The following is a 14,764-nucleotide window of genomic DNA, read 5'->3' on the forward strand; positions in this document are numbered from 1 at the left end:
TCAGTAGGAACCAAACGTGTTTTCCCACACGCTTGTCGACTTCGGCACCTTCACGTTTTCGCCGAGACAGTCGGCACGATACTTGACTGCGAGCCGCGCTTGCGCGGCCTCGATGTCCGACGGGTAGTAGTCGTCGCCACCCGCTGAGGGATCGTAGCCGACCGATTCCAGCTCGCTGAGTTCCTGCATGAGCTGCGCATGCGTGACGGCACCCGAGAGCGGCTTGAAAGGATAGTCGTTGCATTCGCCTGGCGTCAGCTTGCTTGCCGACGCAGCGCCGCTTGCGAGCAACACGCAAAGCGTCGCTGCCGTTTTGATCCAGAAAGGTTTCATGTCGTCCGCTCCTTGCGCGATGTTGTGACAGTCCAAGGATGGTCCGCGCGACGTATCGAACCGCAAAACAACAGATGAACGTTCTGTTAGGATCGCGCGATCGGCTCACGCCGCCGGCATCCCGCCGGCTGGTTCCATGAAACAAGTTTCATCATTTCACTGTCCGACTTCTACTCGCCGGGCGCGGCTTCACGCGCATACTTCTGCCGTTCAGCAGCGGCAGGAGCCTATATGCACCACCCCATGCAAGTGGAACTCGTCAGCGACTACAGCGGACAGGCGCTGCGCGTGACGATCGACCGCAGCGTGTCGATACTCGACGCGCCCGATCTCGATGCACTGATCGAACATCTCGCGGTCCTACGCGCGAAGATGCAGCCTGCGATCCCGCCACAGATATCCCGCCAGCATCGCTATGTGGTCGAAATCGATCCATGCTGGTACACCGAGAAAAACCCCGTATTCGAAGGCGCCGTGCTGTTCTTCCGGCACACGGGTTTCAACTGGACCGGTTTCGCCGTGCCGAAGGAAAGCCTCGTCAAACTGATCGACGCGCTGACCGAGCATGCGGACGCGTCTCACGAAACGTACAGCATGCCGAACTGACTTCCCTTTCTCTTCGCCATTTCACTTTCGCGTGACGCATGCGGGCACGGCATGACGCCGTCGCTCGCATACCGGCGCTGCCTGCTGCGGCTTTTCTCCGCCTCCTCCTGCTTTTCATCGCGCGCATCAAGATAGTTGCACGCGCAACTTCCCTATTTTTTACGCACCTGATCGATGTGCGAAACCGCATTCACGACGAGACGACAAGCAATCCGAAATATAAAGAATCGTTCACGTTGACGGCGATCCGCTGTTAGTTCGACTGGACGATCATTCGCAACGTCCAACGTAGAGGGCTCGTCGAAATGAATCAACTCCAGTCCATGCGTGTCTTCATGCGCGTCGTCGAACTGAGCAGCTTCTCGATTGCCTCGCGCCAGCTCGGCATGTCGGCCGCGGCGGTCACGCGCAGTGTCAATATGCTCGAAGCGCATCTGAACACACGTCTGATCAATCGCTCGACACGCAGTCTTTCGCTAACCGAGGCAGGCGCACGTTATCTCGACGGCTGTCGCGCGATCGTTGCGAATCTCGACGAAATGGATGCGAATCTGACGCGCACGGCGCATTCGCCGCACGGCACGGTGCGCATTGCCGCGTCGACGACGTTCGCGAACACCGAGCTTGCCGCACTGCTTGCGGACTATCGCGTGGCCGAACCGGGCGTCGACTTCGAAGTCGCAACCTTCGAGGCGAATCTCGATCTGATCGAAGGCGGCTTCGACGTCGGCTTCACCGACGACGATCGCCTCGTCGGTACTTCGCTGGTCGGCCGCACGCTGATGCAATACCGCAGCGTGCTCGTCGCGTCCCCTTCCTATCTTGCGCGACAAGGTACGCCGCTCAATCCGTCGATGCTCAGCACGCATTCTTTGCTGGGCCCCGCGAACGGCGCCGCACGCGCGTGGGAATTCGCCGATGCGCATGGCGCGTATCGCGTGCCCGTGCGCTACAGCTTGCGCGCGACCAACACCGCCATGCTGCGCATGGCCGCATTGAGCCATATGGGCATTGCGCTGCTGCCCGCACCGAGCGTCGCGCGCGAGCTTGCAAGCGGTGCGCTGGCGCCGGTGCTCGAACGTTTTCCGCTCAACGACTCCGCACGCCATTTCTCGATCGTCTATTCGGGCCGCAATCATCTGACGGCCAAAGTGCGCGCGTTCGTCGACTTCACCGTCGCACGGTTCCGCTCCGAAGAGCGCAAAACATCGTTGCGCGCGGTCGCGTAACGCCGCCCGAACAGACGAGCAATCGAGCCCATGGCCAGAATCCTCACCATCGAAGACGACGAATGGGTCGTCGGCGACATCGTGCGTGCGCTGAGTGCAAGCGGACTTGCCGTCGACGTCGCGCGCACGGGCCGCGAAGGCCTCGTCAAGGCGATGTCCGACGCTTACGACGTGATCACCGTGGACCGCGTGCTGCCCGATCTCGACGGCCTCAAGATTGTCTCGACGATGCGCGGCGCCGGCATCGAGACACCGGTGCTCGTGATGAGCGCGCTCGACGGCGTCGAGCAACGCATCGAAGGCCTGCGCGCCGGCAGCGACGACTATCTGATCAAGCCGTTTTCGGCCGATGAAATGTCGGCACGTGTCGAAGTGCTATTGCGGCGCCGCCCGCGCCACGCGCCCGAACCGATCGTGCTGCGGGTCGGGCCGCTCGAACTGGACCGCATGCGCAGACGCGTCACGGCACGCGAGCGCAACGTGACCTTGCAGCCGACCGAGTTCCGTCTGCTCGAATTCATGATGCGCCACGCGGGCCAGGTGATGACGCGCACGATGATTTTCGAAGGCGTCTGGGGCGGCCGCTACGACCCGGGCACGAACCTCATCGATGTGCATATCGGCCGCTTGCGCCGCAAGCTCGAAGCGGGCGGCGAGCCGCCGCTGATCCGCACGGTGCGCGGTTCCGGCTACCTGCTCGGCTAACTCGCCCGAACCTACGCAGCCCGCAACCGTCGAACGTCACACGCGCCCGACGCCGAACTGACTGAACTGAAAGTCGTCCGCCCGGCGCTGACCGGCCCTGGACGTTGATCTCGCTGGCGCTGCTTCGCGCCGGCGCTGCTGATACCGCTGTACGGCTCACTCGGCGGCCGTGCGCGTCTTCCGATTATTTCCCCGTACGTCTGCATCCGCTGATCGCGGTGGTTTGAAACCACCACGGTCTGCGACCGGATGCCCCCTGCCCGGCCGCGCAATGACGTGCGAGAAGCGCTCGCCTGGCATGAATGCCAATGATATCCAGCACATCGAATCGCGCTCGTGTCGCGGGCGCGGCGACGTCGAGAGCGTCCTCGGCTCGCCGCAGGATGAACGAGTTTTCATCGTGTTACGGCCGAACGGCTATCGGGCGCTGCTTACACTGAATCCAGACCGTTAGCGATTCATTCGCAGTCCATCGACGACGGTCGATTTCTTTATACCCTTAGGATGACGAATATCATGATGAAACTCGTACTGGTTAGCTTCGCACTCACCGGCGCCACGCTGTGCAGCCCGGTTTTCGCACAAACCTCCGCACCGGCGGGCATGAACGCCGCTACCCAAGCCGCTCCCGCGCCTGTCACTGCGCCGTCCGCGGGCTCGCAAGCCGGCCAATGGACGCCGCCGTATGGTCAGCCCGTAACGGGCCTCACGCGCGCGCAGGTCTATCAGGACCTCGTTCATGCCGAACAGGACGGGCAGCTTCAGTACCTGAACAAGACGCTGTACTCGCACGGTTGAGCATGCTGGAGACGAGCGATCCGCTCACGCTTGCGCCGACAACTGATAGCCGAAGCGGCTCACCGTGTCGATCCGCACCTGCGGGCAGCGACCGGCCAGCTTGCGGCGCAAGCGCGACACGACGAGGTTCACGCATGCCGGATCGACCTCTTCCTTCTCCGACCACGCGTAACGGATCAGCTGATCGCGCGGCACCGGCGCGTCGAACCGGCGCAGCAGGCATTCGAGCAGCTGGTACTCGCGCCTCGTCAGCGCGACCCGGCCCACGCCGGCCACGAGTTCGCGCGTGGCCGCATCGAGATGCACGGCGGTCTGTAGCGCCATTGCCTGCGTGGGTTGAGCCGGCTGCCACGCTTGTGGCGCTTGCGTCGCTTGTGCCCCTTGTGCCGCCTGTATCGCTTGCGCCGACTTTGCCGGCAATGCCGTCGCCATCCGCTGCAAGGCCGCAATCCGCTCCTGGATCTCGACAAACGAATAGGGCGGCGTCAGACACGCATCCGCCCCCGCGCGCAGCATGCGTACGCGCTGCGCCGCGTCGAGCCCGCGCACGAGCGCGACGATGACCGGCGTATCGTCGACAGCCGACAACGCCGGCAGCGCGTCCAGCAGATCGGCTTGCGCCCCGGGCTCCATCGCGAGCGCAACCACGGCGTCGAAGGGGTCGTGCGCGGCAACGAAGGCGCCATCGCGACTATTGTCGACGCGCTGCACGCTATGCGCGCTTTCGCGAAAAGCCTTATGCAGCCACGTGGCTTCCGGATGATTCGTGGAGATCAGAAGTATGCGCATGCGAACGGTGACGGATAGTCACGAAATCACGAAGGTTGGTCGGGGTGAGCGCGCACAGGCGCGCCCGAGGTAGGCACATGCATGTCCATTCGCGTTCACGCAAGCGTGTGCGGCCAGCATTCGATGCTCACTTGCGTGCCGGGCTCGGCACTGCCGATGCGTGCGGAAAAATCGTGAACCCTCATCACGGCCGACACGATGCCCAGTCCCAGGCCCGAGCCCGCAATATGCCGCGTATGCTCGCCGCGATAAAAGCGTTGCATCACCGCATGGCGTTCTTCGACCGGAATGCCAGGCCCGTTATCGATCACATCCACTTGCGGGCCGTCGCGCGTTTGCGTGAGCGTCACACGCACAGCCCCGCCGGCCGGCGTGAATTTCAGCGCGTTGTCGAGCAGGTTGCTCAACGCTTCGAACAGCAGCGCGCGGTCGCCATGCACGACCTGAACCGCGGTCGCTTCGACGGCAAGCGAAATCGACCGGCTTTCCGCAAGCGGCTCGTAAAGGTCGCACACGTCGCGCACGAGCGCTTCGAGTTGGATTTCCGCGAAGCCGCCACGCCGTTTGAGCGAGCCGATTTCCGAAATGCGCAGCATCGCGCGAAAGCGGTCGAGCAACTGGTCGGTTTCCTCTCGCGCGCGCTCGAGCATCGGCATCCATGCCAGCGTGCGCCCATCTTCGCTCATGTCGCGCGCACTTTCGTCGATACGGGCCAGCAGGGATCTGACATGCGCGAGCGGCGTGCGCAGGTCGTGTGCGATGCCATCGCAGGCCCCCTTCACTTCCGTCATCAAACGCTCGACTTCGTCGAGCATGTGGTTGACGAGATGCGACAGCATGTCGAGCTCGTCGCGGCCACCGACAGGCAGGCGCTGGTTCAGATCGCCTTGCGCGATCAGTTGCGTCACGCGCCGGATCTCGCGCACGCGCCGCATCTGCCGCATGCCGAGCGCGAAGCCGCCGACGACGCCTGCTGCGAGACAAAGGCCGCTGCTGAACAGCAGCGCGTTCAGTATCGTGTCGCGAATGCGGATGATATGCGTGAGGTCGCGCGCGACCACGAGGATATTGCCGTCATGGCGCCGGTCGGCCATCGCGCGCACGACGGGCGCCGGTTGAGCACTGGCTACGGGCAGCGTGTGATCGAGCGTGACCCCCTTGCGATCGGTGCGTATGCCAGGCGGGACTTGCATGATGTCGCCGGCCAGATGCTGGCCGTCCGCGCGAAACAGGCCGTAGTACGCAGCATGCATGCGCTCGTGCTCGAGCCGGTGCCCGATCGTCTCGGCCAGCTGGGCGCGCGGTATCGCAGCGAAATACGTGAGCTGCCAGTCCATCACGAGATCGTTCTGGCGCTCCATTTCGCCGGTCACGACCCAGCTCATGAAGCCGAGCAAAAGTATGACCGATACCGCGAAAATCAGCCCATAGACGGACAGCAGACGGAACGTCGCGGCGTGCCAGCGCCGACCGATATCGGGCGCCCGCGTGCCTGAGGGACCGGACGGTCCCGATGAAGAGGTCGATGAGGCAGTCGATGAAAGGGTGCTCAACGTTGCTCCTCGCCGAACATATAGCCGGACCCCCGCATCGTATGGATCATCGCGCGCGCGCCTGGCGGATCGAGCTTCTTGCGCAAGCGCCCCATATGCACGTCGATCAGATTCGTGCCTGGATCGAAGTGGTAGCCCCACACCGCTTCGAACAGCATCGTGCGCGTAATCGTGCGCCCGGCATGACGCATCATATATTCAAGCACGCGGTATTCGGTCGGCAGTAGCGCGATCTCCTCGCCGTCGCGGCGAACCTTGCGCGAGACGAGATCGAGCTCGATCGGCCCCACGCTCAAAACCGCTTCCGATTGCGGCACCGGTGCGTTGCGTCTGCGCAGCAGCACTTCGAGCCGCGCGACCATCTCTTCGGGATCGAAGGGCTTCGTCAGATAGTCGTCGCCGCCGGCGCGCAGGCCGCGCACGCGCTCGTCGACGTCGCCGAGCGCGCTTAGCATCAGCACCGGCGTCGTCACGCCGATGCTGCGCATGGTCGTGAGAATCGACAGGCCGTCCATGCCCGGCAACATGCGGTCGAGCGTGATCACATCATAGTCGTCGCTCAACGCGCAGACCATCCCCTCCTTGCCGTTGTCGATCCAGTGCACGGCAAACCCCCTACGGCTCAGTTCGTTGACGATCTCGCCCGCGGCGATTTCGTCGTCTTCGATCGTCAGCACTTTCAACATGGTCTTTTACTCGCCTCGCCGGTCGCTTCGTCGTCGCGTTCTCGTCGCTCCCGGGACTGCCTCGCCCGGCTGCAACCGATGCCGTTTATCGAGCATCCGCCCCGTTTCGTTACTGAGAGCTTACGCGCGGCTATCCAACCGAACTGTAGCAATTCAATGAAAAAAGTTTCATGTTTGCGCGATGCATCAAGCGCACACCGGTTCTCGCGTCGATTCAGTTTTTCGGAAGAGTTCATTGCACGTCGCGCCTTTCCGTTGCACTGCTACATTCCGTCGGCCTGAAGCGCATCCGCTTCGCCGGTTACACCGGCCGCCAAGGATTGCGGCAGGACGGGATGAAGGAAATCAATGCATGGAGACGTTAGATGGTGAAAATAACGGGTAAAAAGCGCTGGGTCGCGGCACTCGTGCTCGGATCGCTGATCGATGCCGCGCACGCGGACGACAGCAACAGCGTCACGCTTTACGGGGTGATGGACGTTGCGGTGGGTGTGGTCGAACATAGCGCGAACGCGAGTGCGTCGTTTCCGACCACGGTCAATCCCGTCAGCAAGGTCGGTACGCAGTTCCAGCATCCGGTTTACGGCCTTTTCAACGGCGGCATCTCCGACTCTCGATGGGGCATACGCGGCAATGAAAATCTCGGCGGTGGACTGAATGCGTTCTTCGACCTCGAATCGGGCTTCAATGAACAGTCAGGTCAGTTGGCCAACGCGGCCGCTTCGATTGCAGGCTCCAAAAACACGGTAGGGGCCGCATCGGCGCTTGACGGGCAGTTGTTCAACCGCGCAGCTTATGTCGGACTGCGCGACGGCAAGTTTGGTTCCGTCGAATTCGGCCGTTCGACGACATTCGGCTTCGACGTGATCACCGCGTACGACCCGCTGTTCCAGTCGCAGCTGTTCTCGCCGATCGGCTTCTCGGGATCGTATTCGTCAGGCGGAATTACGGAAGGATCCCGAACCGACAACAACATCAAATACACGAACCATGTAGGCGATTTCAACTTCGGCCTTTCTTATAGCTTCGGCGGCGTCGCAGGGCACTTCGGCGACGGCTCGACCTTCGGTGCCGTGGCCGGTTACCAGAACAACGCATTCGGCATTCAGGCGACTTACTACGAAGCGCGCGATATCGTGCACTCGGGCGCACTCGTCGGCGCGAATGCGATCGATAGCCCGCTCGTCGGCACCAACGTCGGCGCGCTGTCGCTCAACGACGACTACGACTATATGATCGCGGCCCGGTACCTGATCGGCAAGGCGACGATCAAAGGCGGCTACGAGCGCTTCGTGATCAAGCCGCCGAGCGACCCCGTCACGCCCGGCACGACGGTCGACTATTTCGGCTTCACAGGCGCGCTCAGCAACACCACGACGACGACCACGACCAACGTCTACTTCTTCGGCGGCGACTATCAGTTCACGCCGAGCTTCGACGTCGCAGCCGGCATTTACGATACGCAGACGGAGCAGTCGCAAGGCGTATTGGGCGGCAACCAGTGGCAGTACTCGCTGCTTGCCGACTATCACTTCACGCGACGCACGGACGTATACGCCGGTTACATGTTCTCGAAGTTCAATGGCGCCGCCTTCGACGGCTTTCAATCGACGAACTACATTCTTGCGACCGGCATACGCACGTTATTCTGATCGACGTCCGTTATTCGTGTAGCCGCGGCATCTCGTCTGTCCTCGCCGGATCGAGCATTCTCGAGAAATAGAACAGATGCCGATCGCCTTGCTGCAGCGCAATGTCGTGGTTATACGGCGGCGCGCGGAAACTCCCGTCGACGTCCCTGCCGAAAAAGGTCGGGACGACCGTATCGCTCTCGCGCGAATAGGTCAGCACGAGTGAGCGATCGAAGCTGCGCATCGGTTTGCCGCTCGACGGCCAGCAGAATGTTTGCGGCCAGTGAGAAAGCAGGCTCACGTATTCCTTGCCGTTCTTTTGCGCGGCATCGCGCAGGAACGGCGTCATGTCTTGCGCCACGCGATCCGCACGCTCCTTCATCGCATTGGCGTAGTAGTCCGTCACGGTCGGATTGTTTCCGGTGCCCGGTGGCAGTTCGGCTGGTGCGGGATCGCCATCGAAATTGCCGTGCGCATGCTCGAACTTCTCGACATCGGGCGTCAGCGCATTCTGGTAGAACGGCGCGAACCAGTTCACGACCGGCGTCGCGCTCAACGCCGCAAGCGCATGCGATTGCCCCGTCGCATTCGCCTCCGTCTGCTGGCCTTTCTGCTCGAGATCGTTTTTCTGGTTCAGCAGCTCGGCCGCACGCCCGATTTCCGCGAAGTCGGGCAGCACCAATGGCGCGAAGGCAATCGCGGGTGAGAGCGGCATCAATGCCATTGCCGCGCCGTCCGCGAACGTGTGAACGGCGCTGTTCGCAAGATACCATTTGGCCATTTCGGAATCCGGATGGTTGGCCAACCCGGTCGCGTTGAGGCCCAGGCCATACAGATCCATGCCGGCATTGATCATTGCGCCAGCCCACATCGAGCCGCGGTAAAGCCCGCTGAGCGTCTTGCTGCTGTTTCTGCCGATCAGAGCGAGGTATTCCGCCGCAGTCATCGTCGCGCTGGTCGCGGCCCCGAGGGAGTTGAACGCGTTCGGATTGTCGACGGCCGCTTTCACCTGACCCGGCAACGAAATAGCGCCGGCGCCGAGCCAATGGGCGTGGAAACCGCCGGTGGCACGGTTGCCGCTACCCGTTGAGCCGTGGCTCGGTGTATGCCGGCGAACCGTTTGATGGCTCGAACCGTGCGCATCGTTGCCTGCCCTGCTGTTTTGCCCCGATCCGGTATGAGCGCGACCGTCTTCATCCGGACTGGCGGGCGCCACGCCGTTATCGCGATTCGCCGAAACTCGCACGTGACCATCCTCTTTGAAGTTGAAGTGCCAAGCCGATGGTCTGATTCTATGGGTGCGTTGCCCGCGGGGGTCCTATCTATTCATGATCGACCGCTGCGCCGTAGCGGGAAGTCAGTGAACCGAAAAGAACGGGCCGGCTCAGCGGCAGTTCAGTGGTGCGCGTATACGGTTTTGTTCAGATACGCGATTTGTCCGTCGCGCTGGGCCCGAACGAGTTCGTCATAGATCTGTGCGCGCGTCTTGCCCACATATGCAGTGTCCGGTGCCACCCATTGCTGCGTCTGCGTGCCTGCGGGGTTCTGTTGTGCTTGAGTTTGCGCTTGCTGTGGTCGCTGCGGCGTTGGCGCGTCGTTATAGGCCTGCGCGAAAACTGCCGTGCTCGAAGCGAATGTCACGATCGCAACCAATGTGCCGATACTTGCTTTCATGGGATATTCCGTCCGTCAATTGAATAGCTGTCTTGCAGATAGCGACGCATGCAACTGCATCGCGATCGTCTATTTCAATAACGTCCCGGCTTTCCCTGCTGTTCCATTCAACAAATCTCACCAAGCCGCACACTACACCGGTTACTTGCGACGCGTGCGGCGCGCTACCGGCGCCGTCGAATCGCGGACCACGAGTTCGGGCAGCGGCACCTTGTACGCGTCGCGTTTCGCCTTGCGGCCCTCGATGCGGTCGATCGTCAATGCGACCGCAATCGATGCGATAGACGCGGTCGGAAAATGTACCGTCGTCAGCGCGGGCCGGAATTGATGCGCGAGATGAATATTGGTCAGGCCGATCACGGACAGCTCGTGCGGTACCTGCCGGCCGCTGTCGGCTGCCGCCTGGATGGCGCCGATTGCCATCAGGTCGTTCGTCGCGAATAGTGCAGTGAGTTGCGGATGCGCGGCGAGCAACGCGCGCGCCGCTTCGTAGCCGCCTTCGATCGAATCGCGGCATGATGCGGCATGCAAGGCGGTCGTGTCGACTCCGCGCGCGGCTAGCGTATCGACAAAGCCTTTCAGTCGCAGCGATTGCGGGCCGCCCGATCCGTCGCCGAGCAGCGTGCCGATGCGGCGATGCCCAAGGCCGGCGAGATGGTCGGCAGCGAGCGCGCCCGCATATTCGTAGTCGACTGTGACGCATGGCAGCGCACGCGATGTCTTCGCGCCTTCCCACATGCATAGCGCGAGCGTGGATCCGCGCGCGGCGATGCCCGCGAGTTCGTCCGCGCTGACATCGGTGTTCATCACGATCACGCCGGCTGCCAGCGTGCCGGCGATCTTGTCGAGGTATGCGCGTGCAATGGCAGGGTTATCGTCAGTATTGCAAACAAGCAGGAAGTAACCGTGGCGACGCGCCGCGGCCTCCGCTTCGAGCACGAACTCCGGGTAGAACGGGTTCGAAATATTCGACAGCATCAACGCGAGCGTCGAGGTGCGGCCTTCCGCGAGCGCGCGTGCAGTGAGGTTCGGCCGGTAGCCGAGTTCGCGCACCGCCGCCATGACGCGGTCGACTGTGGCGGGCCGCACTTTTTGCGGATTGCGCAGCGCGTTCGATACGGTAGCCGCCGTCACCTGCGCGTGCCGCGCGACTTCAGCGAGCGTCACCATCGGCGGCGCGCGCGCATGCGGGTAAACGCGCGATGGCCGCTCGCGCGTGGCGTTTCAGGTGCGTCATGGTACGCATTTTTGCCCATATATTAAGACGCCATTCCAAAGGTTGCGTAGGCGGAACGGCTCGGCTACTTTTAGCGCAACGGAGGCAGACGCGGCACATGGTAAAGCAAATGAGCGTATTGCAAGCAAAAATTTAAGCGCTTAAATTTTCTACCCGCTTGTGAAAAGCCGTATGCAAGCGGTGCGGAGAAAGCAGTCGCTCCCGCGTCGCCGCCGTCATAAAACGAGACATACGACTATCTGGATGGGACTGGAGACAACGATGAAATTCAAGGCAAGCCGCCTGCTGCTCGCGGGCATTGCATGCTTCGCACTCGGCGCGGGCGCGTACGTCGAGGCCGCGACGCTGAAGGTCAACGTATCGGCGCGCGGCAATCAACGCGCGGTCTGGCAAAGCGCTTTCGACCAGTTTCAGAAAGCGAACCCCGACATCGATCTGAAGGTGACCTACGTCGGCGAAGAAGCGTACAAGGTGCAGATTTCCGGCTGGCTCGCGACCGATCCGCCCGACGTGTTGAGCTGGCACAACGGCGAACGGATGGCGTACTTCGCCAAGCGCGGTCTGCTCGACGACCTGAGCGCCGACTGGCAGAAGAACGGCTGGAACCAGACGTATGCGTCGGTCAAACCGCCTTCAACCTACGCGGGCAAGCAGTATGCGGCGCCGCTCGGCTACGACTCTTATGGCTTCTTCTATCGCAAGGATCTGTTCCAGAAGGCCGGCATTGCATCGGAGCCCAAAACGTGGAATGAATTCCTCGAAGACTGCAAGAAGCTCAAAGCAGCCGGTATCGCACCGATCGCCGTACCGGCGAAAGATTCGTGGACGCTTGCCGCATGGTTCGACTATCTGGACCTGCGCATCAACGGTTACGCGTTCCACGAACAGCTGATGGCAGGCGACATCCCGTACACCGACCCGCGCGTCAAGAAAGTCTATACGACATGGAAGACCTTGATCGACGACAAGTACTTCGTCGACAACGCGCTGTCGTACGACGTCGATTCGGTCAGCCCGCTGCTCGTGAACGGCAAAGCCGCGATGATGCTGATGGGCACGTTCTTCTCGGCGGCCCTGCCCGATGCGACGCGCGAGCAGATGAGCTACTTCCGCTTCCCGGTGATCGACGCGGCTGTGCCGATGGCCGAAGACGGTCCGGTCAACATCCTCATGATTCCGGCGAAGGCGGCGAACAGGAAGGACGCGCACCGGCTGCTCGCTTTCATGTCCACGCCTGAAATCAACGGCGAGCTCGCGAAGGGCTGGGGACAGCTGCCGTCGAACAACAAGGCGCCGGAGCCGCAGGACGCGATCTCGAAGATCGGCTTCCAGATCCTGTCGAACACGCCAGGTGGCGTCGCGCAATTCTACGATCGCGACATGACGAAGGAGATGGCCGACGAGGGAATGAAGGGTATGCAGCAATTCTTCAACGACCCGAGCCAGATCGACGCGATCCTGGCCCGACTGGAACAGACCCGCAAGCGCATCGACCATAAGTGACACAAACAGGGGCTCGCGACGAGTCCAATGCTGGCCGGGCTACCCTGCCCGGCCATTCAAGGGCCGCCCCTTTCGGAGCCAGATCCGGATGCTGCCGCTGAAGCCGCCGCCGGTTCAACGGGCCCGCAGCGCAACCCACGCCGTAGCCCCGCGCGAGGAAACGTATGTCCACTACCTTGTCCGATCACGCCGCAAGCGCAAGCCGCGTTCGCCGCAAAAGCCAGTCGCCGCTGAACAAAAGACGCAACCGCGCGGCGCTGATGTTTCTGCTGCCTGGCGCGTTGATCTTTACGATCTATGTTGTCTACCCGGTGCTGAACAGCATCGTGCTCAGCTTCTACAACTGGGACGGCATGACGCCGCGCACGTTTATCGGCTTCGCGAACTACGCGGAGCTGATCCAGACCGACACGTTTTACGTCGCGCTGAAAAACAACGTGCTGTGGCTCGTGCTGTTTCTGCTCGCACCGCCGATCGGTCTTGCGTTCGCCCTCTATCTGAACCAGAACGTACGCGGCATAAGGCTTGTGAAGTCGCTGTTCTTCGCGCCGTTCGTGCTGCCGGGTGTGGTGGTCGGCCTCGTGTTCAGCTGGTTTTACGACCCGACGTTCGGCCTGCTGAAGCTGATTATCGGCCACGGCATACCGGTGCTCGGCGATCCGCGCTATGTGACGTACGGCATTATTTTCGCTGCACTGTGGCCGCAAATTCCGTTCTGCATGATTCTCTATCTGACGGGCCTGACCGGCATCAATAGCGAAATCATCGAAGCCGCGCGCATGGAAGGCGCGCAAGGCATCAAGCTGCTGTGGCACATCATCCTGCCGCAATTGCGCCCCGCCACGTTCATGGCGTTCGTGTTGACCGTGATCGGCGCGCTGCGCAGCTTCGATCTGATTTCGGTGATGAGCGGCGGCGGTCCATTCGACAGCTCGACCGTGCTCGCGTATTACATGTACGACCAGGCGATCAAGTACTACCGCGACGGCTATTCTGCCGCGATCGCCGTCGTGCTGTTCCTGATCATGCTTGCCTTTATTGTCTGGCAGCTGCGCCGTCTCGTGCGCAGCGAATCGTGAGGACCCGCCATGTATCCGATGCCCGTTTCGCGCTGGCGCCCCGCCAACCGTCTGCTGTACAAGGTGTCGCTGCCGTTCGCGCTGCTCCTGTGGCTGTTGCCGCTGATCGCGGTGCTGACCACATCGATCCGCTCGAGCGACGAGCTTTCAGCCGGCAACTATTGGGGCTGGCCGCAGCATTTCGCGCTCGTCGAGAACTACAGGATAGCGCTCACGCAGACGCCGATGCTGCATTACTTCCTCAATAGCGTGCTGATCACGCTGCCGGCGGTGGCGGTGTCGATTTTTCTCGCGTCGATGGCCGGCCACGCGCTCGCCAACTATCGTTTCCGCGGCAACATGTTGCTGCTCGCGATTTTCGTCGCAGGCAACTTCGTGCCGATCCAGATCCTCATGATTCCGGTGCGGCAACTCACGCTCGACCTCGGGCTCTACAACACCGTCTGGGGGCTGATGCTGTTTCATATCGCCTTCCAGACCGGCTTTTGCACGCTGTTTCTGCGCAACTTCATTCGCGAACTGCCCTATGAGCTGATCGAAGCGGCGCGCGTCGAAGGCGCGAGCGAATGGGCCATCTATGCGCGCATCGTGCTGCCGCTCGTGCGTCCGGCGCTTGCCGCACTCGGCATTCTCGTCTTCACGTTCATCTGGAACGACTACTTCTGGGCGCTGTGCCTCACGCAAGGCGACGATGCCGCGCCGATCACCGTCGGCGTCGCGGCCTTGCGCGGCCAGTGGACCACCGCGTGGAATCTCGTTTCCGCCGGCTCGGTACTCGCCGCGCTGCCGTCGGTCCTGATGTTCTTCGCCATGCAGAAACACTTCGTCGCGGGCCTCACGTTCGGCGCGACGAAAGGTTAGGCCAGCCGGAAAAATTCCTGCCGCCGCGCCGATGCGTACTACTTCGCACGCTTACGCACGTGCGCGGTTCAGCGCGGGCG

The 14,764-nt window shown here is 62.0% G+C and carries 15 protein-coding genes; 8 read left to right on the forward strand and 7 right to left on the reverse strand.

Features of this window, described 5'->3' with window-relative positions; all coding sequences use genetic code 11:
- Nucleotides 1–333, reverse strand: coding sequence for a DUF4148 domain-containing protein (locus BTO02_RS31330; protein WP_075161569.1), 333 nt, complete (start codon nucleotides 331–333; stop codon nucleotides 1–3).
- A gap of 231 nt (nucleotides 334–564) precedes the next feature.
- Between BTO02_RS31330 and BTO02_RS31335 the strand changes: the two genes are divergently transcribed.
- The 4 genes from BTO02_RS31335 to BTO02_RS31360 all read left to right on the forward strand — a co-directional run bounded on the left by BTO02_RS31335 (nucleotide 565) and on the right by BTO02_RS31360 (nucleotide 3,671).
- The gene (locus tag BTO02_RS31335; protein WP_075160866.1) at nucleotides 565–939 is read left to right on the forward strand and encodes a hypothetical protein; all 375 of its coding nucleotides are present in this window, start codon (nucleotides 565–567) and stop codon (nucleotides 937–939) included.
- 305 nt (nucleotides 940–1,244) lie between these two features.
- Nucleotides 1,245–2,168, forward strand: a complete 924-nt coding sequence (locus BTO02_RS31345) for a LysR family transcriptional regulator (protein ID WP_075160868.1) — start codon at nucleotides 1,245–1,247, stop codon at nucleotides 2,166–2,168.
- A 30-nt stretch (nucleotides 2,169–2,198) separates the two neighbouring features.
- Nucleotides 2,199–2,873: a response regulator transcription factor gene (locus tag BTO02_RS31350; protein WP_075160869.1), complete on the forward strand. Its 675-nt coding sequence runs from the start codon at nucleotides 2,199–2,201 to the stop codon at nucleotides 2,871–2,873.
- 516 nt (nucleotides 2,874–3,389) lie between these two features.
- Nucleotides 3,390–3,671: a DUF4148 domain-containing protein gene (locus BTO02_RS31360; RefSeq protein ID WP_442953470.1), complete on the forward strand. Its 282-nt coding sequence runs from the start codon at nucleotides 3,390–3,392 to the stop codon at nucleotides 3,669–3,671.
- A 24-nt stretch (nucleotides 3,672–3,695) separates the two neighbouring features.
- Here BTO02_RS31360 and BTO02_RS31365 read toward each other — a convergent pair whose 3' ends face one another.
- From BTO02_RS31365 to BTO02_RS31375, 3 genes are all read right to left on the reverse strand, one after another.
- The gene (locus BTO02_RS31365) at nucleotides 3,696–4,460 is read right to left on the reverse strand and encodes a response regulator transcription factor (RefSeq protein WP_075160871.1); all 765 of its coding nucleotides are present in this window, start codon (nucleotides 4,458–4,460) and stop codon (nucleotides 3,696–3,698) included.
- A gap of 95 nt (nucleotides 4,461–4,555) precedes the next feature.
- Complete coding sequence (locus tag BTO02_RS31370) at nucleotides 4,556–5,899, reverse strand: sensor histidine kinase (protein ID WP_198039349.1); 1,344 nt, start codon at nucleotides 5,897–5,899, stop codon at nucleotides 4,556–4,558.
- Nucleotides 5,900–6,009: 110 nt separating this feature from the next.
- Complete coding sequence (locus BTO02_RS31375) at nucleotides 6,010–6,699, reverse strand: response regulator transcription factor (RefSeq protein WP_075160872.1); 690 nt, start codon at nucleotides 6,697–6,699, stop codon at nucleotides 6,010–6,012.
- A 365-nt stretch (nucleotides 6,700–7,064) separates the two neighbouring features.
- On the opposite strand from BTO02_RS31375, the gene BTO02_RS31385 reads away from it, so the two are divergent.
- Complete coding sequence (locus BTO02_RS31385; protein WP_075160874.1) at nucleotides 7,065–8,351, forward strand: porin; 1,287 nt, start codon at nucleotides 7,065–7,067, stop codon at nucleotides 8,349–8,351.
- Nucleotides 8,352–8,361: 10 nt separating this feature from the next.
- Here the strand turns inward: BTO02_RS31385 and BTO02_RS31390 are convergent, their stop codons facing one another.
- From BTO02_RS31390 to BTO02_RS31400, 3 genes are all read right to left on the reverse strand, one after another.
- The gene (locus BTO02_RS31390; RefSeq protein WP_156884040.1) at nucleotides 8,362–9,576 is read right to left on the reverse strand and encodes a hypothetical protein; all 1,215 of its coding nucleotides are present in this window, start codon (nucleotides 9,574–9,576) and stop codon (nucleotides 8,362–8,364) included.
- 149 nt (nucleotides 9,577–9,725) lie between these two features.
- Nucleotides 9,726–10,004, reverse strand: coding sequence for a DUF4148 domain-containing protein (locus BTO02_RS31395; protein WP_075160876.1), 279 nt, complete (start codon nucleotides 10,002–10,004; stop codon nucleotides 9,726–9,728).
- 141 nt (nucleotides 10,005–10,145) lie between these two features.
- A complete protein-coding gene (locus BTO02_RS31400; protein WP_075160877.1) occupies nucleotides 10,146–11,174 on the reverse strand; it encodes a LacI family DNA-binding transcriptional regulator in 1,029 nt (342 codons plus the stop codon).
- 328 nt (nucleotides 11,175–11,502) lie between these two features.
- Here BTO02_RS31400 and BTO02_RS31405 point away from each other — a divergent pair, with 328 nt between their 5' ends.
- The 3 genes from BTO02_RS31405 (at nucleotide 11,503) to BTO02_RS31415 (ending at nucleotide 14,684) form a co-directional block, all read left to right on the forward strand.
- The gene (locus BTO02_RS31405) at nucleotides 11,503–12,744 is read left to right on the forward strand and encodes an ABC transporter substrate-binding protein (RefSeq protein WP_075160878.1); all 1,242 of its coding nucleotides are present in this window, start codon (nucleotides 11,503–11,505) and stop codon (nucleotides 12,742–12,744) included.
- A gap of 164 nt (nucleotides 12,745–12,908) precedes the next feature.
- Entirely contained in the window at nucleotides 12,909–13,823 is a 915-nt protein-coding gene (locus BTO02_RS31410) for a carbohydrate ABC transporter permease (RefSeq protein ID WP_075160879.1), read from the forward strand.
- Between the two features lie 9 nt (nucleotides 13,824–13,832).
- Nucleotides 13,833–14,684 carry a carbohydrate ABC transporter permease gene (locus BTO02_RS31415; RefSeq protein WP_075160880.1) on the forward strand — a complete coding sequence of 284 codons (852 nt, stop codon included), beginning with the start codon at nucleotides 13,833–13,835 and terminating at the stop codon, nucleotides 14,682–14,684.
- Nucleotides 14,685–14,764 lie beyond the last annotated feature (80 nt).

Origin of the sequence: Paraburkholderia sp. SOS3 (assembly GCF_001922345.1) — a bacterium.
In the GTDB taxonomy this organism is placed as follows: domain Bacteria; phylum Pseudomonadota; class Gammaproteobacteria; order Burkholderiales; family Burkholderiaceae; genus Paraburkholderia.

Excerpts from the sequence above, each read along its gene's own strand:
- BTO02_RS31330 (WP_075161569.1), bottom strand. The coding sequence starts at position 333 with ATGAAACCTTTCTGGATCAAAACGGCAGCGACGCTTTGCGTGTTGCTC.
- BTO02_RS31400 (WP_075160877.1), bottom strand. The coding sequence starts at position 11,174 with ATGGTGACGCTCGCTGAAGTCGCGCGGCACGCGCAGGTGACGGCGGCT.
- BTO02_RS31345 (WP_075160868.1), top strand. The coding sequence starts at position 1,245 with ATGAATCAACTCCAGTCCATGCGTGTCTTCATGCGCGTCGTCGAACTG.
- BTO02_RS31375 (WP_075160872.1), bottom strand. The coding sequence starts at position 6,699 with ATGTTGAAAGTGCTGACGATCGAAGACGACGAAATCGCCGCGGGCGAG.
- BTO02_RS31385 (WP_075160874.1), top strand. The coding sequence starts at position 7,065 with ATGGTGAAAATAACGGGTAAAAAGCGCTGGGTCGCGGCACTCGTGCTC.
- BTO02_RS31405 (WP_075160878.1), top strand. The coding sequence starts at position 11,503 with ATGAAATTCAAGGCAAGCCGCCTGCTGCTCGCGGGCATTGCATGCTTC.
- BTO02_RS31335 (WP_075160866.1), top strand. The coding sequence starts at position 565 with ATGCACCACCCCATGCAAGTGGAACTCGTCAGCGACTACAGCGGACAG.
- BTO02_RS31350 (WP_075160869.1), top strand. The coding sequence starts at position 2,199 with ATGGCCAGAATCCTCACCATCGAAGACGACGAATGGGTCGTCGGCGAC.
- BTO02_RS31410 (WP_075160879.1), top strand. The coding sequence starts at position 12,909 with ATGTCCACTACCTTGTCCGATCACGCCGCAAGCGCAAGCCGCGTTCGC.
- BTO02_RS31415 (WP_075160880.1), top strand. The coding sequence starts at position 13,833 with ATGTATCCGATGCCCGTTTCGCGCTGGCGCCCCGCCAACCGTCTGCTG.
- BTO02_RS31365 (WP_075160871.1), bottom strand. The coding sequence starts at position 4,460 with ATGCGCATACTTCTGATCTCCACGAATCATCCGGAAGCCACGTGGCTG.
- BTO02_RS31360 (WP_442953470.1), top strand. The coding sequence starts at position 3,390 with ATGATGAAACTCGTACTGGTTAGCTTCGCACTCACCGGCGCCACGCTG.
- BTO02_RS31395 (WP_075160876.1), bottom strand. The coding sequence starts at position 10,004 with ATGAAAGCAAGTATCGGCACATTGGTTGCGATCGTGACATTCGCTTCG.